At 38.5% G+C, this 21,022-nt stretch carries 12 protein-coding genes; all 12 read right to left on the reverse strand.

All coding sequences use genetic code 11. The annotated features are described in order from the left end of the window. Positions 1-34: 34 nt before the first annotated feature. Positions 35-2,878, reverse strand: coding sequence for a TonB-dependent receptor (locus BFL47_RS02190; RefSeq protein WP_069658157.1), 2,844 nt, complete (start codon positions 2,876-2,878; stop codon positions 35-37). 103 nt (positions 2,879-2,981) lie between these two features. Next, entirely contained in the window at positions 2,982-3,491 is a 510-nt protein-coding gene (locus BFL47_RS02195) for an Mpo1-like protein (RefSeq protein ID WP_069658158.1), read from the reverse strand. A 49-nt stretch (positions 3,492-3,540) separates the two neighbouring features. Continuing rightward, positions 3,541-5,094 carry a ribonuclease Y gene (rny, locus tag BFL47_RS02200; protein ID WP_069658159.1) on the reverse strand — a complete coding sequence of 518 codons (1,554 nt, stop codon included), beginning with the start codon at positions 5,092-5,094 and terminating at the stop codon, positions 3,541-3,543. 232 nt (positions 5,095-5,326) lie between these two features. Beyond that, a complete protein-coding gene (locus BFL47_RS02205) occupies positions 5,327-5,617 on the reverse strand; it encodes a cell division protein ZapA (RefSeq protein WP_069658160.1) in 291 nt (96 codons plus the stop codon). Between the two features lie 23 nt (positions 5,618-5,640). After that, complete coding sequence (locus tag BFL47_RS02210; RefSeq protein WP_069658161.1) at positions 5,641-5,949, reverse strand: hypothetical protein; 309 nt, start codon at positions 5,947-5,949, stop codon at positions 5,641-5,643. A 49-nt stretch (positions 5,950-5,998) separates the two neighbouring features. Beyond that, a complete protein-coding gene (gene pheT / locus BFL47_RS02215) occupies positions 5,999-8,398 on the reverse strand; it encodes a phenylalanine--tRNA ligase subunit beta (protein WP_069658162.1) in 2,400 nt (799 codons plus the stop codon). Between the two features lie 54 nt (positions 8,399-8,452). Continuing rightward, a complete protein-coding gene (radC, locus tag BFL47_RS02220; RefSeq protein WP_069658163.1) occupies positions 8,453-9,151 on the reverse strand; it encodes a RadC family protein in 699 nt (232 codons plus the stop codon). Positions 9,152-9,293: 142 nt separating this feature from the next. Then, positions 9,294-11,657, reverse strand: a complete 2,364-nt coding sequence (locus BFL47_RS02225; RefSeq protein ID WP_069658164.1) for a GH92 family glycosyl hydrolase — start codon at positions 11,655-11,657, stop codon at positions 9,294-9,296. A gap of 77 nt (positions 11,658-11,734) precedes the next feature. Continuing rightward, complete coding sequence (locus tag BFL47_RS02230; protein ID WP_069658165.1) at positions 11,735-14,902, reverse strand: GH92 family glycosyl hydrolase; 3,168 nt, start codon at positions 14,900-14,902, stop codon at positions 11,735-11,737. Next, complete coding sequence (locus BFL47_RS02235) at positions 14,899-16,218, reverse strand: glucosidase family protein (protein WP_069658166.1); 1,320 nt, start codon at positions 16,216-16,218, stop codon at positions 14,899-14,901. The genes BFL47_RS02230 and BFL47_RS02235 overlap by 4 nt, the downstream gene beginning before the upstream one ends. Before the next feature lie 80 nt (positions 16,219-16,298). Beyond that, positions 16,299-17,888, reverse strand: a complete 1,590-nt coding sequence (locus BFL47_RS02240; protein WP_069658167.1) for a RagB/SusD family nutrient uptake outer membrane protein — start codon at positions 17,886-17,888, stop codon at positions 16,299-16,301. 48 nt (positions 17,889-17,936) lie between these two features. Then, the gene (locus BFL47_RS02245; protein ID WP_245681276.1) at positions 17,937-20,963 is read right to left on the reverse strand and encodes a SusC/RagA family TonB-linked outer membrane protein; all 3,027 of its coding nucleotides are present in this window, start codon (positions 20,961-20,963) and stop codon (positions 17,937-17,939) included. Positions 20,964-21,022 lie beyond the last annotated feature (59 nt).

Genomic DNA, 21,022 nt, shown 5'->3' on the forward strand with positions numbered 1-21,022 from the left:
CCTTAGATTAAAGACAGTATTAAGTAATTGTTAATTAAAAATTATATCCCAGGGACAACATATAATTAGATCCGTACTTAATGCTTCTATTGGATTGATCCACTCCTTTATTATATTTCTTATCATTATTTGTATCCTGGTAAAGGATAGACTCCTGATTAAGAATATCGCCAAAATTGAATTTTATCTCAGCACGACTATTAAACAATCTACGGGAAACCTGTAAGTCAATCACATCACGTGGATTTTCATAAATATCAGGGTAATCAGATTGGAAGACATCGTTTATGTATGATCCGAAGCCTACTATGTTAATACGTCTGCCTATTCGGTTATACAATACATTAAAGCCCCATTTGTTATCGTTATATTGAAAACCTGAATTAATTACATAAGGCGATTGTCCCTGAAGTGCACGACTAGAATTTACATTGTCAAAATCATCTCCCTCAAGCGTTACATCCGATTTCATAAATGCCAGGTTAGTATAAACAGAAAGATTAGAAAGAAAATCAGTCTGAGCTATAAAACTTAGCTTCTGCCTAAGTTCCATTTCTACCCCAAATAAAGTAGATTTCGTTGCATTTTTATACGTTGCAGTTTTACTTGCAGCTACAGAACCTTCCTGAAATACTTGTTCAATAGGATTTTTAAATTGCTTGTAAAAAGTAGTAAAGGATATAATCTGGCCTCCCGGGGAGAAATGTTCAAAACGGAGATCATAGTTATTTATTCTTGATCTTTTTAAAGTATTACTTCCTATTATAACATTGCCACTTTCGAAATCATAGAATGGAAATGCAGCCAATTCTCTAAACTCGGCGCGCCCTACTGTATTGGAGTAACTAGCACGCAAATTAGTTTGATCATTCAAACTATAGATCAAATTTGCAGAAGGTAACAGGTCTAAGTAATTATTATCTACATGTACAGCAGTACCCTGCAAATTCCTAGAGTTTAATTTTTCCTGATAAGATTCAACTCTTAGCCCCCAATTAAACTTCAATTTTGATGATAACTCATTCGTTAACATCATGTATCCTGCATTCAAAAATACATTAGCATCATAAAAATTTCCTGGATTCGATATCTCATCGAATATAAACCCCGTACTACTAATATATGGAGACGAAAATATCTCACCCTGAGGGAGGGATAGATAGTCTTCACTTTCTTGATTTGGCTGAGCCCTAGCATATCCTAGTTCTCTAGCACTGAAATCACGGGTTCTGTATTGAGACCATAATCCAACTTTAATGGTATGGCTTAGGTCCTTGAACTTAAAAGGTTTTGTATAATTGACCGTTCCAGCATATATATAATCCTGAAGCTCCGAATAAAAACGACCTGCGTTTTTTGTACTTGCTGATCCACTACTGACACTTGCCTTTATAGGATCAGTCGAGCCTACTGGTCTTGAATAATAAATTCTTCGCAAATCCGGCTGATCCTGACTACTTGAGCTAAAGGAGGTGCTCCAGTCTAATTTACTTTTATTTTCAAATGAATGCTCTCCTTCTAGTATAGAACTTAAAAGTGATTTCTCTAACAATTGGAATTGAGAATTTATATTTTCTTGATTAGGTTCTTCCAATGCAAAACCAGTTCTGTCTGTATAGGAGTCTTCGAATACACGATTATAAATATTCTTAAAAGCAATTTTTGAATTCTTAAAAGCATAAGCGAAATTGGCTAATCCACCTATATTCACACTATGCCTATATACGTCATCCTGAAAATTAAAGGATTCATCACCAACAGTTTCGATATCTGCTCTGGTTTGATCCGTTATATTCATTCCATCACGGTATGTTAAAGCAGCGATGAACCCAAACTTATTATTATTCTCTTTCTGATAAGAATTACCGTACGTAAATTGAAAACTTTGATTTGGTAGTGCCTGGCCAAGGTCTTGAACAGCCCATGTATTCTTAAAAGCCTTTGAATATGCAACTCTTTGGTCTATCGATGAATTCGTATAATTTGTCCGGTTAGAAGGAAACGAAGATGGTAATTTTCTTGTTCCATCGTCAAAGCCCAGAAAATCGTACTTTCCTCTTTCACTTCCCTTAAAATCTTTGAAAGTTGATTCTGTATTGTAAGTTGTACTATAATTTAAGCTAATAATTTTTTTCTCTGGAAAATCGCGTGTCTTGATCTGAATCACACCACCAGCGAAATCTCCAGGAAGATCCGCAGCTGCCGTTTTATTAATAACGATTTGATCAACTAGATTTGCTGGAATAATATCAAAGGAGAATGCCTTTCTATCTGGCTCTGAACTTGGCAAAGGAGCATTGTTCAATAATGTAGTGTTATATCGGTCACTCAATCCACGGATGATAATAAATTTATTGTCCTGAATACTCGCGCCACTCACTCTTTTCAATACATCACTGGTATTCCTGTCAGGCGATCTTCGAATCTGTTCAGCAGAGATACCATCAGAAACCCGGACACTGGCTTTTTGTATCGCATATAACGCACCAACACTCTCTTGTCTTGCAGTAGCAGTAATAACTACCTCAGATAGGCTCTGTCCTCCCTCTGCTTCTTCCATCACAATATCTGCGTTAGTTACCTGAGATTCTCTTACTATAATGTCAGATACATTTTTAGTAGAAAATCCTACATAAGAGAAAACCAATGTGTATTTCCCAGCTGCAAGTCCGGATATGGTATAGCGGCCTTCCACATCGGTAGAGGTTGCTTTAACAGCTCCTTGTACTTTTACAGTTAATCCTATTAATGTTTCACCCGTTTTTTTATCAGTTACTTTACCAGTTATTTTTCCAACAGACTGTGCTGAAACTGTAAATAGGTGAAGCGTTAAGAATATAAGTAATCCTGTAATCTTTAAAATAAAATAGTTTTTCACTTTTGCGTCGTTTAACTAACCACAAAAGTATTACCACAGTGTTAACATGAGGTTAACAACCCATCAACAATACATCACTTAAATGTTAACTTAATGTTACCCGCTATTTTATTATCCTTAATCTTCTAAAAAGAGCATTCATAACCCACAGTGGGCCATCCATTAACGATCGGATACTCGATGAAGCAGAAGGGATAGCCCTTTCTGAACGATGACCAGCAACCTGAGCCAAAAGCGCAGGTAGCAAAATCAATAGAGGAATAATATGCATTTGTGGACCGCCTCCCTGAATATGGAATTTCTCCAAAGAAACAATGAGCCCTGAAAAAGCAAAAATCATTATTAATATCCCATAAGATAATAAAGGAGACACCCTGTAATAATAATAAACCGCAAACCCGATCAGGATCGATGCCCAATTAATAAACCCATTATACCGTCCCAAAAAAGAAAGCGAAGGAAAAGGGATAGCCCAAACAAGCGCTAATACCGAAAAACTGACAAGAGGAATAGTAATATAATGGATGAGCTTGTTTACAGCAGTAGAATGACTCGCTGAAAATTGACCTAAAATTTTTCCTATTGGATTGGGCGAACTCGTCTTTTGGCTCATGTAAAAAAATAAAACCTATCCCTTCAAAAGAAGAGATAGGTCAATAAATTTATTTCGCGTAAGACACAGAACGTGTCTCACGAATTACTGTTACTTTAATCTGTCCCGGATAAGTCATCTCCGTTTGAATCCGGTTAGAAATATCGGCAGCTAGAATCTCAGACTGTGCATCAGTGATCCGTTCACTTTCAACAACAACACGTAACTCACGACCCGCTTGGATCGCAAACGTTTTTTCAACCCCAGGATAAGAAAGCGCCAATGCCTCTAAATCCTTAAGTCGTTTGATATAACTTTCCACTACCTCACGACGTGCACCGGGGCGCGCTCCAGAAATAGCATCACAAGCCTGAACTATCGGGGAAATCATAGAAGTCATTTCCACTTCATCATGATGGGCTCCAATCGCATTACATACTTCAGGATGCTCTTTATACTTTTCAGCAAGTTGCATACCCAATATAGCATGTGGCAATTCAGGATTGTCATCCGGCACCTTACCAATATCATGAAGCAATCCTGCACGCTTAGCCAACTTGACATTTAAACCCAGTTCAGAAGCCATAGTTGCACAAAAATTAGCAACCTCTCTTGAATGCTGCAATAGATTCTGACCATAAGAAGACCGGTAACGCATCCGTCCAATCATCCTGATTAATTCAGGATGTAAACCATGGATACCTAAATCAATCACAGTACGCTCACCAATTTCAACTATTTCGTCCTCAATTTGCTTTTTAGTTTTAGCAACAACCTCTTCAATACGGGCAGGATGGATACGACCATCCGTTACCAAACGATGAAGTGCTAATCGGGCAATTTCCCGACGTACCGGATCAAAACCGGAAAGAATAATTGCCTCTGGCGTATCATCTACAATGATTTCAACACCCGTTGCTGCTTCCAACGCACGGATATTACGACCTTCACGACCAATTACCCTACCCTTTATTTCGTCATTTTCAATGTTAAATATGGATACTGTATTTTCAATTGCCGATTCTGTAGCCGTACGTTGAATAGTCTGGATCACTACCTTTTTCGCTTCTTTACTAGCGGTAAGCTTTGCTTCATCCACAATGTCCTTAATCTGGATCATTGCCTTCGAACGGGCCTCTTCACGCAAACTATCCACCAGTTGATTTTTCGCCTCTTCAGCAGAAAGTCCGGCAATAGCTTCCAGTTTAGATTGATGCTGTAACCGTACCACTTCAACCTCTTCCTGTTTAAGCTTGGAAGTTTCAATCTGCTTTTCCAAAGTCTTCTTCAATGTTTCCGACTCCAGCTCCTTTTTATTCGCATTTTCAAGCTTTTGATTCAGCGACTGCTCTTTTTGCTTAATCGAATTCTCGCGTTGATTGATGGTATTGTTACGCGTGTTCACTTCCTGATCGTACTCAGCCTTCAATTGTAAAAACTTTTCCTTTGCCTCCAGAAGTTTGTTTTTCTTTAAAATCTCCGCATTATTTTCAGCGTCTTTTAAAATCTTTTTTACTTTGTTCTGTGCCGATACTTCCTGGCCTTTCAATAATTTGCGGAGCATGAATCTCCCAATTACCACACCGGCAGCTATTCCTAATAAAACGTAAAGTACTATATCCATATCTGTTTTAAATAAAAAAAACCGCAGTTAAAAACTTGAACCCCATGTACTGTAAAACTTCATCAAATAAAGATTAGAGTATTAATCATAATCAAGTAGACAAGCTAAGTGATTTACATTTTTTAACTCTTTTGATATTGAAGTGTTAAGTTTATTACAATAGTGAAACTCAAGAATTAACTGCGGTTAAGTCTTAATGTAATGCCCATATTTATATAAAGAACGTATACTACTACTTCGAAAAAAAGTTACCAAGCAACTGATCCAATTTATAAACAGTATCAGAGGCTTCTATATCTCCCTCTGATAATTTCTTTTCTGCCCTTAATGTAGCTGTAGCATAATGCAGCACACTCATAGATAGCAAATCCTGTTTATCCCTGACCGCATAATTGTCCTGGTACTCTTTTATACGATCATTGATCATTTTAGCTGCCTTCCGCACTATTTCTTCCTCTTCCATATTTATCTTTAAAGGATAAACACGGTCAGCAATATTTATTTTTATGGAGATTTCTCCCATTGAGCCTTTATTTCAAAATTGAACTACTTTTTCAGTAACACAATACATTTATCTATTTCCCGCACAAATTCGCTAATTTTTTGCTTAATATCAAGCGTTTTTTCATTGGGATCTAATTTTTTTGCTGTTATCCCCTCCAATGACCGCGCTAGCTTCAGCACATTCATCTTTTCATCCATCTCAACAGCCTTCTTTTTGCCTGTTTCCACCGCCGACTGTAAAGATTGATTTTCAAGCTTTAACAAGTCATTTTCCTCCTGTAGAGCCTCACATAACTCAATCAATCGATGAGTTCTATCAAGTACACTATTTAATTGTCCGGCAAGCGACATTCTTTTCCAAATTTAAAGTATAAAGTTCAAAGTTGCTATCAATTCGTAATTATTTTCTTACTTCTGCTTCTACTTCTTTTCCGAAAGTAAAGATTAATTTATTCATAACCGAATCTATTTGTTTATCGGTAAGTGTTTTTTCTTCATCCTGCAGAAGAAAGCTGATTGCATATGACTTTTTACCCTCTGGCAACGATTTGCCTTCGTAAACATCAAACACATTTACCTCCTTCAACAAATTCTTTTCAGTACGGAATGCCAGTTGTTTCAATTGACTAAAGGTAACTGCCTTATCCAGCAAAAGCGATAAATCTCTACGCACAGCAGGAAACTTGGATACCTCCTTATACGTAATCTTGTTCTTCCGAATACTCTTATTAATCAAATCCCAATCGAAATCAGCATAATAAACCGACTGGTCAATATCCAATTTCTTCAGGATTCCTTTAGAGACCATTCCAAAATAAACCAGCGTTTTATCACCCTTTTTATATTGAGAGGCCTGATTGAATTGACTCGAATTAAAATCAGTTTCCACCAACCCTGCTACAGCCAACCTCTTTAATACCGCATCTACTACTGCCTTTAAATTGTAAAAAGCAACATCTTTCACCTCATGATTCCATTGTGCAGATACCTTTGAACCGGTCATAAATACCGACAAACGTTGTGTTTCTTTAAATCCAGTAAGATTAGTTTCATACACCTTCCCAAACTCGTAGAACTTCAAATCTACATTCCTTCTGTTCTGGTTATAAACAATCGCTTCCAATCCTGAGTAAAGCAGACTTTGTCGCATTACATCCAGATCACTGCTCAAAGGATTAAGAATCCGAACAGCAGTCTCCGGACTTTCCGAATAAACAGACTTAGTAAGCGAGTTCGTTAGAATTTCAGAAAATGCATTTGAACTCAACAGCTCAGCAATATGATTTCTTACAGACTCTTTATCCGGCTTAGCACCATAACTTAAAGAAGCTCTGATCTGTGTTGGTATTGCGATATTGTTATACCCATAAATCCGAAGCACCTCTTCAATCACATCTACCTCACGAGTAACATCCACCTTATAACTAGGCACCTCAAGCTCCAAACCTTCAGGAGTTGATTCCAGCACTTTAATATTTAAAGCTTCAATAATCTCCTTAACCGTCTCCGATGGAATCGAGGCTCCAATCAAACGATTTACATGATGATAAGAAAGAGTTACCTTGAACGAAGCGATCGGATTTGGATAATAATCATACACCTCTGAAGCAATCTCTCCACCAGCGATCTCCTTAATCAACAATGCAGCCCGCTTAAGCGCATAAATAGTCATTTCTGGATCAGTTCCCCTTTCAAAACGAAATGAAGCATCTGTTTTAAGTCCAAAACGCTTAGACGTTTTCCTTACAGCAACCGGACTAAAACAAGCACTTTCTAAAAACACAGAAGTCGTACTCAAACTAACCCCTGATTCAGCACCTCCAAAAACCCCTGCAATACACATCGGTTTTTCTGCATTACAAATCATCAGATCTTCTATACTGAGTTTCCTTTCTACACCATCAAGCGTTACAAAAACCTCTCCCTCTACTGCATTACGAACAATCACTTTACCACCGGTAATAGTTGATGAATCAAAAGCATGTAGCGGTTGTCCCAATTCATGCAATACATAGTTGGTAATATCGACCACATTATTGATAGGCCTGATTCCGATGATTTGTAGTTTTTCTTTTAACCAGTCCGGCGATTCCTTAACTGTAATCCCGGTTAGTGTCAGGGACGAATAACGCACACAAGCATCATCATTCATCACTTCCACAGGAATAGGTAATTGAAGATGATCCGGTTTAAACGCCGAAAGGTCAGGCATGGTGATATCCATACGCAAAAATGCCGCAAGATCACGTGCCACACCAAGGTGAGAAGCCGCATCAGCACGATTTGGTGTAAGTCCAATCTCAAAAAGGAAATCATCCTTCAACTGAAAGTACGACTGAGCAGGCGTACCAGCTACCGCTGTATCTTCCAGCACCATAATACCCTCATGAGAGTTGCCAAGACCAATTTCATCCTCCGCACAAATCATCCCTTCGGATACTTCACCCCTTATTTTAGACTTATTAATTTTAAAAGGCTCGCCAGCAATCGGATAAACCGTAGTTCCAACAGTTGCCACGATAACCTTTTGTCCCGCTGCCACATTCGCTGCACCGCAAACAATCTGAATATCATCCGCGTTCCCTACATTTACCTGAGTAATCCTTAACCGGTCCGCGTTTGGATGCTGAACACAGGTCTTCACATAACCAACAACAAGACCCTCAAGTCCTCCAGGAATAGCTTGTACTTTTTCCAGACTCTCCACTTCAAGACCTATATCCGTCAGAATCAGAGAGATCTCATCCGGAGTTTTAGTTGTATAGATAAACTGACTAAGCCAGTTGTATGATATCTTCATTTAATTTTAGACTAATAAAGCACAAAGATAGAAATTACAGCAAAATAACCGTCATTACATCAGCCCTTCATCTGCCAAACTTAAATATGCCGTGTCCGTAAAGATCAAATGATCCAATACCCCAATATCAAGAAGAGTTCCTGCATCTTTCAATTTGCGCGTAAGCTGCAAATCAGCCTGACTTGGTTTCAAACTTCCCGATGGATGGTTATGACTCAGAATAATACTAGCTGAATGATGTTCTAAAGCTGTTTGAAAGATGATTTTAGGATCAGCTATCGTTCCAGCCTGTCCGCCCTTACTAATCAAATGCCGGGAGAGAATATGATTGGATCTATTCAGCAACACAATCCAGAACTCCTCATGGTTCAGATCGGTAAAGTGCCGCTTTAAATAATTATGAACATCCTTACTGGAGGTCACCTGATCCATTTTAGGAGTAGACACATCCCTGCGTCTGCGTCCAAGCTCTAATGCTGCAATAATACTAATCGCCTTTGCCTCCCCTATCCCTTTAAATTTAGACAGTTCCGGCACCCCCAACTTGCCTAATTTATCCAGATCATTTTCCAGGGAAGCCAAAATGCGCATGCTTAACCCTACTGCTGTTTCAGTACGATTTCCAGATCCGATAAGAATAGCAATCAATTCAGCATCCGTGAGATTCCTCCTGCCCTGAAGCTGCATTTTCTCTCTCGGACGATCCTCTTCTGCCCAGGCTTTTATGGTAATTTTCTTATCGTAGCATTCCATTTGGAAAGCTACTCAATGAGGTGCCAACAAAAAGTGATGTAACGCATTATTGAAACAATATTAACACTAAAAAGAATTAATTAAAATTTTAGCACTAATACTGTTCAATTCCCCCAAAGATTACCTATTAAATATTTTCAAATTATTGCACTGAAGGTGGCGGTACTTCGATGCCCCAATTCATATTGGGCCTGCTACCCATTACAAAAGTCAACTTTCCACCCTGCATCAATTCATCACGATACAACCAGCAATTATTTAACACTTTGGCATTAAATTGTGCAGATTGGATATAAACGTTTTCTGTCGAATTATTTTTAGTTTCAATTACCAAATTCTTTCCATTACCAAGTTTAATTGACGCTTTGATAAAAACAGGACTTCCGAGTTCTACAATTGGTCTCAAATCAGTAAAGCCCTTTACGTCAAACAAACCCAGAGATGACATCACATACCAGGAACCCAACTGTCCCTGATCCTCATCTTGCCCATACCCGTAACCATGAATACTTTCAGTACCATAAAATTCATCACCAATCGCACGAGTCCATTTTTGAGTTAACCAGGGTTTACCCGAAAAATTAAAGAGCCAGCTAATATGTAAGTTCGGCTGATTGCCATGATTATAAACAGACTTAACACCTGCAAAAGCATCTATTTCTTTACCGCCACCAAAGCTGTTTTTCTGAGCAGTTTCAAAGATCTTATTAAGCCGGTCATTGAACTCATCTTTACCAATAGTGGCAACCAGCAATGCAGGATTTTGAGGAACGAAAAAAGTATACTGCACTGCGTTACCTTCCTGAAAACCTCTCCATGGCTCATATGGATCGAATTTGTCAATAAAACTACCATTTGCATCCTTCGGTTGGATCAATTTAGACTCCGGATTAAAAAGTTTTTTCCAGCCGTTTGAATACTGTATAAGTTTCTTATAATCCTCATCTTTACTTAAAGACTTTGCCAGTTGTGCAGCAGCAAAGGCACTAAAGCTGTACTCCAACGTATGTGATGCAGAAAAATGTGCACCAGTTGAATCATTTTTATCGTTCTCCAGGTAGGGCACAAAACCCAATTTCACAAAGGCCTTGACATCTGTCTTTCCTGCCCCTACTTTTCTGTTTTCTCCGCTTAATTCATTATCCCTGATCGCTTTGTAGGCCAAATCTATATCATAATCCCTGATCCCAACATGATATGCAGCGGCGATGGCTAAACCAACGAAGTTGGTTCCCACACCTGACACAAAATTGCTGTTTACGATGCCGTCGCCAAACCAGCCCCTTTCTTTATAAACCTGTAACTGGGTTTGAACGAAATCATTATACTGTTGAGGATAAGACATCGCCCACAACTGAGTTAAATTCCAGTATCCTCCCCAAATGGCATCTGTATTTATAAAGTGATGTGTTTGATTACCATCTTTATCCAGTGGTAACTGCCCAATGGAGCCATCATGTTTTGGAAAAGCTCCATTTGCATCACTGGCAACACCTCTACCCAACAAGGCGTGATACAACCCGGTATAGAATTTAATCTTATTTTGATCAGCCCCTTCTACGTAAAGTTTACTTAGCTCGCGTTGCCATACCGCTTGAGCCAGTTTTTTAGCCTGGTCAAATGAAAGACCCTTTGCCTCTACCTCCAGATTAGCCTTTGCATTATCCACTGAAGTATAAGAAAGTCCTACTTTGATTTCTATCGCCTCTTTGTCATGGGTTCCATATTCCAGAAAAAGCCCTGCACCCTTTCCTTTCGCTTCATTTGCCTTCATTTGAATACCGCTAGCTGTAAACGACCCTATATTATCCGGCTTTCTACTTATTTCTCCGAAAAAGTACATAGACACCTGCCCATCCGGATCATTGGTCTTTAAATATTTAGGAAATGTAGTTACAAAACCCTCAAAATGCGTAGCATCAATCATGCGCACAGATGCATTTCTTACCTCTCCACTTTCACCTTGTGTATTTCCAATATCTAAAATGACTCTTGATTGTTTGTTCTTAGGAAATGTATACCGATGAAAACCAACATGTTTAGTAGCCGTTAACTCAGCGGTGATCTTATAATCATCAAGCAACACCTTATAATAACCAGGTTCTGCAATCTCATTTTTTCTGTCAAAGCGGGAACGGTACCCACTTTCTGGTTTCTCAAGCTCTCCAGGTTTCACTTTTAGTTCGCCTGTAGCTGGCATAAAACTCACTCCCCCAGCCTGCCATTCGTGAAAATGCACGAAACCTTCAATAGAATTATGCCGGGTATCGTAACCCACAGCCTCCCATCCTTGTGGATTACCATAATGTGCATTAGTGGAGGGAGCAAGCTTAGCCATACCATAAGGCAATGCTGCCGGAGTATAAAAGAACCATCGGCTGTGCGCAGTGCCGATATTAGGATTCACATATTTTAAAACGTTTTCACGTTTTATGCTGCAGGACGAAAGCATACCAATTAGTAGAAAAATAATAGTACTGGCACTCTTTATCATTTTTAAGTTCATTTTACTTTTTTTAGAAAAAATACAAATTCGCATATTCAAGACTTAGGCGACTAAAGCAATTAACAGGCATTAATTAGTTATGGCATAACTGGAAGATCTTCAATACCCCAGTTTCTATTTGGTTCAGCACTCATTTCTAGAATCAATGATCCCCCCTTTAACAATTCGGATGATTTAAACCAGAAATTATTCAACGGTTTCCCATTCAGTGTAGCCTTTTTGATATAGATATTTTTCCGGCTGACATGGTTAGCCGTAATGATGAACTTTTCACCTCTTCCATATAAAGAACCCAAATTGATAACGACTTTTTTAAATATAGGACTACCAATCTCATATATTGGATCTACTCGTGTTCCTCCATCAGTTTGAAATAACCCTAATGCATTCATAACAAACCAAGCACTCATTTGACCCTGATCTTCGTCCCCAAGATAGGCATTTGATGTACCATGTCCATAATATCTCTCTGAAATAGCCCTACTCCATTTTTGAGTGAGCCATGGTTGCTTTACCCAGTTAAACAGATAGGCAAAATGCATGGATTGTTGGTTTCCTTGTACTACAGGATAGTTCCAATATTGATCATTCGGTCCATTAAACCGCCACTTATAGCTCTCTTCAAATCCCGATTCCAGCCTTTTGATAAATGTATTTTCCCCTATCATTTTCGCTAAACCTGGTACATCCTGAGGTACAAAAAAGGTAAGCTGCCAAGCATTTCCTTCAACGTAATGGTGATTAGCGCCAGACTTAAAAGGATCAAAATCAGGAAACCAATTTCCTTTAGCATTCCGCATTCGGGCAAACTTAGTTTCAGGGTCTATAGCATTCTTCCACCAGGTTCCTCTATCTTTAAAAATTAAATATTCTGCCTGCTTATTCAAACCTTTTGCAAACTGAGATACAGTCCAGTCATCAAAACTGTATTCAAGGGAATTCGAGAATCTACCTTCATCATAAGGAACATATTTGTGCTCAAGATAGGTTTTCAGGTCTCTATTGCCTGCAAACCCACCTTCTACAGATGAAGGCATTGTCGTTTGCATTTTATAAACTGCTTTAAAGGCTTTCTCTACATCGTAATCCCTTATTCCCATTTGATAAGCTCCTACAAGTAATGGTATTTCATGTTCAGCAACCATTACAGGTATATACTCCATACCTGCAGGTCCCTTTGCCAACCAACCGTTTGCATCATACATGGCTAATTGCGACCGAACCCACTTATTGGACCACTCCGGAGTAACCAAATTCCAAAATTGATTAAGATTCCAGAAAGTATTCCAAAAAGCATCTCCTCCCAAAGCTCTATCCTCTTTGTCCTTAAATTTCCGAATAACCTCATCAGCTGAACGCCAACTGCCATCTACATCATTGAAGGTATTTCTACTAGCCAAAGACCGATACATGTTTGTATAGAAGCGTTCTTTTTCTAATAGATTATTGGTGCTAATTTCAACGCGGCTTAATAGCTTATTCCAAGCCGACCTTTGTTCATTTTTAACCGCATCAAACGACCAGTTAAAAGGTGTAGTTATTTCATTTTGAAGATTTAAAGCCGCATTTTCTACACTGACATAGGAAATTCCAGTCCTAACTTGTACTGCGCGTTTTTTTTGCAAATCAAATTCAACAAACATACCCGCATTTTGGGCACTATCCGATTTGAGATCATGGTCATTAGTCACCCTATCGTTTAACCATGTACCATATTGTTTAATTGGCTGGTCAAATTCAATCACAAAATGGACTATATATTCCTGATCTACCCCTCCCGACCATACATTTTTAGATATTTGCTTACTATAACCTTCGATACGAAAATCACTCACCTTCTTTATTTCAATAGCCTTTAAATCGTAATCGTATTCAGTCGGAATTTTCAAATCTATCATTATACGACCAGTATTCCCTTTATGGTAGGTATATCGTTGGAAACTAGCACGAGTTGTTGCTGTAAGTTCAGCTGTTATATCATAATTTGTCAGCTCTACTTTATAATACCCCAAAGCGGCTATTTCAGTTGCCTTATCAATATTTGAGCGATATCCGCTGCTTTTATCCTGTTGGTCACCAATCCTGGTCATTAAAGAACCTGTAACAGGAAATGTGCCTAATCCTGCCATTGTCCATTCATGAATATGGCTAAAGGTGCCAACTGATTCAAAAGTGGGGTCATATCCGGCCTGCCAGCCACTATTTTGATTGTCCGGACTTAATTTAACCATTCCAAATGGCATCCATGGACCAGGTGCAATCATCCATCTGGAGTGAGCTGCTCCCATCATCGTGTTCACATAATCAGCTGGACTTGCAACTTTTTGTTGACTTCGAATCACATCACCAGCCTTGTATTGAATTCCATTGATAAGCACTTCATACTTGCTATCTCTTTGCTTCTTTACCGCTGGCATTAAAGCTTCTATAATTGCCTTTCCACTATCTAATTGCTGCTTTAAGATAAGCTTTCCATCCAGTTTAACGAGTAGGGTTGAATTAGCATCTAACGTTTCAATTCCTATCAATAAAGGTTGATAATTGTCTATTTCATTCCTAACCTCATAATTAGCAGGTTTAATTGTTGTTATTAACGCTTGCTTGGTCTCAACCAACTTTGTACTTAAAGGCCCTGTCAGCTTTAGCTGGTCAAAGGCAATCCATCCCCCAGACAAAGTAGTTAGCAAAATTTCATTAAAACCTTCCTTCATTAGAGAATGAGGAATATTGATATTAATTTTTTGCTCATCGTTTACACCAAAAGGACCAATAGGATCTTTATTTCCCTTTCCTTTTTCAAGTTCAAAGAGCCATGGCTTTCCATTAATTGAAACTTTAACTAATGGAGCATGTTCCGAATCAGTACCGAGACAATCTATCACAAATGTCCAATCGTCATTCTTTGTCAAATTTTTTAATTCAAAATAGATATTAAAAAAATGAGAACGAATACCAGCGGTATTTCCCGTGCCACCCCATTCGTTAGTTGGACCTGGCAAAACATAAGCCCACTCTTTCTCCGCCTGCGATCTTCCAATCAAGAAATAGCGATCTTCATAACCAAAATCATTTGCTAAAAATTCTTTAAAGTTTCCCGGCGATAAGGCCATACCTTTAGAAGAATTATCATTTTCACCAATTTTCCAATGCGTTGTCTGCTGACCAAAAACAGGAATAGTTATGATCACCATAAAAAGGAGTAATCCCAAAAGGGTCTCAGTATTAATTCGATTCGAAAACATCATTTTTTATTTAAGGATAAAGCTTCCTCTTTTGCAGCCCACTGCTTCAAAAGTTTAATGGAATCATATAAAACACCAGCCTCACCTCTGAAATTCCCTGATCCCTTTGGAATACCAGTTTGCACATCATACCATTCATAAAAGCCGTTATTGGCAATACTACGGTCAATCATCGGCATCAATTCAACATATGCTTCATTAGGCATATTAAAATTCAATAATGCCCCTACCATCCGTCCACCAAACCATGTCCAATCACCAGCATTTTGATATACATAAGCATGCATATTAGGAAATTCTTCTGTTGGATAGGGTGGATAAACCGTAATTCCAATAGTTGCATATTTCTCCATCGATGCAGCAGCAACCATCTGTCTATTAATCTCTTTAACTTCTAAAGCGGTATTAAAACCCGCTAATAAGGCACATATTGATCCTCCCGTATACAGCATATTATCTTCATCAAGCATTTTTAAAAAAGGACTTCCGTTTAAGTATATGTGTGGTTTATATTTTTGTGCTTCTTGCATCCATAGATACCTTCGAACATTTTTTTTTATAGCATCAGCAATTTTTTGCCAATTTTCACCTGCATGATATTCTTTAGGCTTCATCGCTAAAAAGTCGTGAATAGCCATCACATACATCGCATTATCATAAATATCAATTGCCATTTTGGTTTTATCATTAATAGCAACTCCCCACCCCGTTTCTGGTTGCACATCGCCCCAGTCTATTGTAGTAGCACCCGTAACCAACCCGTATTTTTGTGACCACCTTTCTTTTCTTATATAATTGAAAGCATCTTCTATTCGTTGTAAAACAGTTTTTCCGCCCACGTCCACTGTCAAGATTGATTTGTCGTTGGTTATATCAATATACTTCTTTACCGCCTGAACAAGTGATGATTCTTGATCTGTTTCCACCGTATTTTTGTGTGCTGCCCATCCAGGCAGAAGATCGGAATAACGATATTGGTATCCTCCCTTTGCTTTTGCACGCTCTACCACTCCATCAACGATGTTGCCATCATTTCCCTGGATTTTAAAAAACATAAGTAACATGTTTCTTACTTTTTCTTTAGGATGAACCTCTAATGATCCTTTTATGAAAGTATTGAAATCCCTTATCCACACTTCAGCATAAGAAGTTCCGGCCGAAAATTCGTTCAAAAGTTTCAGCGCATTTGCCTGAACAGAATCTAAGCGTATGTTAGAAAGTATTTCTTTCGCAAGAACAGAATTATTCTTTTGCTGAGCCCCCACAAAATAAGGAATTAGATAGACTGCTGAAAAGATAGAAAACAACATCAACTTCATTACCTGGATTTTTAAATTGATAGTATCAGAACATACCAATTTAAAATGAACCTCTTATTTAGAGGTCCATTTTAAATTACTTAGTAGCCTGGATTTTGAATTAAACTAGCATTACGTTGTAATTCATCCGTTGCTATTGGAAAAAGCAGGTTCTTTTCCTGAATGACGGCACCTGCATTGTTTACATGGCCAATAACAGGTTCAAAAAGAATATTACCGCTTGCATCTCCTACAGGAACCGGAAAAAGTCTCGTACGCTGAATATCAAACCATATTCGCCCTTCAAAAACCAATTCTCTATAGCGCTCTTTCCATACTTCCTTTATGAAATCATCTTTAGATAATTGTGAAAGTTGCAATTTAATTGTAGCCAGATCAGCTTTCCAATAAGCCCTTTCTTTGACTTGCGATAAATAATCAACAGCCTCTGTGGTAACGCCTTCTGAAAGCGCTATGGCTTCAGCACCAATTAGTAAAGGATCCGAATACGTATAAATAGGAAGATCTTTGCCTGAGCTAGCAGTCGAAAAAGATGCTTTATCATCTTGCCATATGTAAGGTGCCCGGGCAAAGTTTAATACAGTACCATTGCTTCTAGTTAAAGATGAATGAAATAATTGCTTCTCTTGTGCCCTTAAATCTTCTGTCTGATTATATCCCTGAAAGAACTTCGGTGTCGGTGCATAGGTGTTGACAGTAACGGCGAATTTAGTATCTGCTGCTGCAGTAGCAGGAAAAGCCCATGCGGAGTAGGCAGAGGTAGCGATCCCCTCAGCATATTCATAATAATAAATATACTCATCTGCGGAGTTATCAGCCAAACGTAATTTATTATAAGCCGTATTTGTCAGATCAACAACTCCATTTCCATTTCTATTATGTGCCGTTAAACGATATACATTAGACGTAATCACAGACCTGGCATTTAAAGCAGCTTTGACTGACATATCCTTCTCTAAAGGATAGCCACTCATGGTCAGGTATACATCTGCCAATAAAGTCGAAACTGCTCCCTTAGTGATACGTCCACCATTATTAATCATAGCAACATTAGGTAATCCTCCTTCATTAACCGCAGATTCAAGATCCGCTGTTATGAGGTTATACACTTCTTCTATTGTACTTCTTGCTACTTCAAGATTTTCCTGATTTTCGTAAGGTTCAGTAATTAATGGTACACCTCCAAACATGCGTACCAGCTGAAAGTATGCATATGCTCTAAAGAATTTTGCTTCAGCAGATAGACGTTTCGATTGTTCCTCTGTAACACCTGGAGTAACTGGAATATATTTAATTGCATTGTTTGAACGGGCAATCCCATTATATATACTACTCCAAATGCTCTGAAGATAGGATGAAAGATTGGTACCATTTAAAGTCAAGTTCTGCGCATACTGTACATGTATTTCCTGTCCTTTAAATTCATTATCTATATAACCAGACATGTAAGGGCCGATCATCATTCTCGAACCGGAATAAGCGCTCAGGTTAGATTCATATAATTGAGGTGCACCTGTCCTGTATAAGGCATTTACAGCATTCACGGCATGATCGGGTTGTGTAAAATACTGGCCGCTGGCTATTTCATCCTTAGGTACTTCTTCTAAAAATTTTTTGCATGATGTTGTTATCATCATGACTACTAATAAACATATGATTGCAAGTCTCATATTCTTGTTCTTTAAATTTAACTAATGTCAATATTCGATCTCATGAACTTAAAATTGAAGAGTAGTGCCAAATGTAAAAGTTCGTGGTTTTGGATATTGATGGAAGTAAATATTTTGTCCCCACTGATTATCGCCATATGAAGTAGCTTCCGGATCATATCCTTTAAACTCTTTGGAACTAATTAAAAAGGCATTCTGAACGCTAAAATAAACGCGCATATTTTTTATGTTATACTTGTTTATCGCTTTTTCTCCCAGGTTGTAACCCAATGTAATTGCGCTTCCGCGGAGGTACGAACCATTAGCCACCCAATGATCATCAATTTCTGAGCTCTGACCTGAATAAGGACCATTACGAATCTGCTGAATCATCGTATTTGTATTTTGTTCGGTCCAGCTTTCATAAAGGGTAGAAGCAAATCCATTTGAATAACCTGTCCTGTCCTCTGTAGAATGAAGAAATTGCTGCAAGACATCTACTTTATATACGAATTGCATATCTACATTCAGATCAAGGTTCTTATATCGAAAATTATTAATAAAACTTCCGCTCCAATCTGGCAAACCCTTTCCTATAACACTCCGTTCAGTACTTCGCTTGGCTGTCCCTGGCACAGCACCTACTAAAGCAGCTTCTGCGGCCTCATCTACACCCCAAATACCTAGCCTTTTATATCCATAGAACGAACTTAAACTCTCTCCTACACGTAAAATGGTCTGACTGCCTGACACGAAATTCGGACCAGGAAAGATATCTTCACCATTTGCACCTAAAGATTTTATCCGATTTTTGTTGTAGCTGAAATTTAAAGTTGATTCCCATTTAAAATCCCTGCCGGCAAAAGGGCTCCCTCCAAATAAAACTTCTACTCCTTCGTTTAACACAGACCCAATATTATCTCTTACTGATGCAAACCCGGTTGATGTCGGAACTGGTTTGTCCAACAACAGATCAGTAGTCAGCTTATGATAATAATCTATACCTAGCGTAAATCTTCTTTGAAAGAGGGCAAGATCAAATCCTATATCAAATTGCTTTGATTTTTCCCATTCTAAATTTGGATTGGGCAACCTGTTCACAAAGCTCTGAGATACTCTTGTCCCGTTAAGTAATGTAGTTTCTGAAGAAATAGTACCAAGGGACTGATAAGTAGGTATTTCTGTGTTACCGGTTATACCATAACTTGCACGTAACTTCAACTCATTAATAGCGGTTACATCTTTCAGGAAGGATTCCTGAGAAACTACCCAACCTAATCCCAAAGATGGAAAAATTCCATATTTATTGTTTTCTCCAAAACGTGATGATCCGTCTGCCCGACCAGTGAACGTCACCAGGTATTTGTTTTTATAACTATAGCTGCCTCTTAAGAAATAGGAATTCATAGCCCAACGGTCGTAAGAAGAACCTGGAGCTCCGGGCTGACTAGCTGACTGGATACTGTTGAACCTGAAAAAATTATCAGAAAACCCCTGAGCTGATGTCCAGCCATTTTCTGCTGTTCTTTCTTGCCAGCTTAATCCTAATACTGCATTTATACGATGATCCCCCAGTTGTTTGTTATAATTCAAATAAGTCTCTTCCTGCCAATAAAAGGAGTGCTGATTTTCAATATAAGCATAACCTAATGGTGCTGATATATTGATCAGATCGGTAGGATCGTAATTTTGTATCAGGTTATCACGCTTATCAAATCCGAATTGAGTACGTAAATCCATTCCAGGCAACAAATGGAACGTAAGATAAGTATTACCAAAAATCTGATTCCTATTCCTAAGCCTATCCTGAGTATTAAGCACATGCACTGGATTTGCAATAGACTCCAGTGAATATGGATCCGTAATCATACTACTATTTGCCCATGAACCATCAGGAAATTTCACCGGAAATATAGGTGGCATTTCTAGCATTGATCTCCTGGGTGCCTGGTTTCCTCCATCTTCCTGAACCTCATTCCCTTTATTATTATTAACCAAAACATTTAAACCTACAGAAAGCCACTTTTTAGGATTGGCATCATAGGCTACTTTACCATTAATCCGATCCAACCAACTATTAAGCATGATCCCTTCCGTTTTGGCATAATTCATAAAGGCGCCAAATGACGATTTCTCAGATTTTCCTAAAATAGATAACTGGTGATTGTGCGAGATAGCCGTACGCGTTGATTCCTCCTGCCAGTCGGTATCGTAAAGCGGATTACCACTTGCATCAAATATCCGAGGATCTGTTTTACTAAATATAGGCGGAGTCCCTGTTGGATTGTATTTGCTGTAGTTCTCAAAACCTCTTTGTATAACCTCCAAAAACTCGCTAGAATTAAGGACATCGAGTTTTTTGGGTAAAACACCCGCACTTACGTAACCATCATATCCTACAGTTACTCCTTCAAGAGTTGCACCTCTTTTAGTAGTTACCAGAACAACACCATTTGCTCCACGGGCACCATATATTGCGGTAGAGGAAGCATCTTTTAACACTTCCATTCGTTCAATATCATTCGGATTCAGAAACTGTATATCCTCCATCACCACCCCATCTATCACGTATAATGGACTAGAAGATGAATTTATTGTACCTAATCCGCGGATCAGCACTTTCGGGCTACCTGTTGGCGATCCTGAATTTAAAAACACATTTACTCCTGAAACTTTACCCTTAAGTCCCTGCAATGGATTATTAACCGGGGCATTAAGCAAATCTTTTGCAGAAACCACTCCAACAGATCCCGTCACATCAGATTTCTTCTGTGTTCCATAACCTGTTACAACCACTTCCTCCAAAGCTTTGCTGTCAGAAGTTAGATACACATTCAGTTCACGCCTTTCACCAACAGTAACTTCCTGATTCTTCATACCGATATAACTAAATATCAGGACGGATTGAGCAGATGTAATCTCGATCTGAAAAGCTCCATCGACGTCAGTAACTGTTCGCTTATCGCTACCTTTAAGTGCTATACCTACACCTGGCAAGCTAACCAACCGGTTGGCCGCATCATAAACAACGCCCTTTATTGGTATGCCCGACTGTGTTTGCGTATAGCCTGATAGGCTGCTTCCTGAAATTATCATGAATGACATGAGAAAAATGCATACTCGCATTTTCTTTTGATTAGTACAACACGTTTTTT

The organism is Arcticibacter eurypsychrophilus (assembly GCF_001730525.1).
Taxonomy (GTDB): Bacteria; Bacteroidota; Bacteroidia; order Sphingobacteriales; family Sphingobacteriaceae; genus Arcticibacter; species Arcticibacter eurypsychrophilus.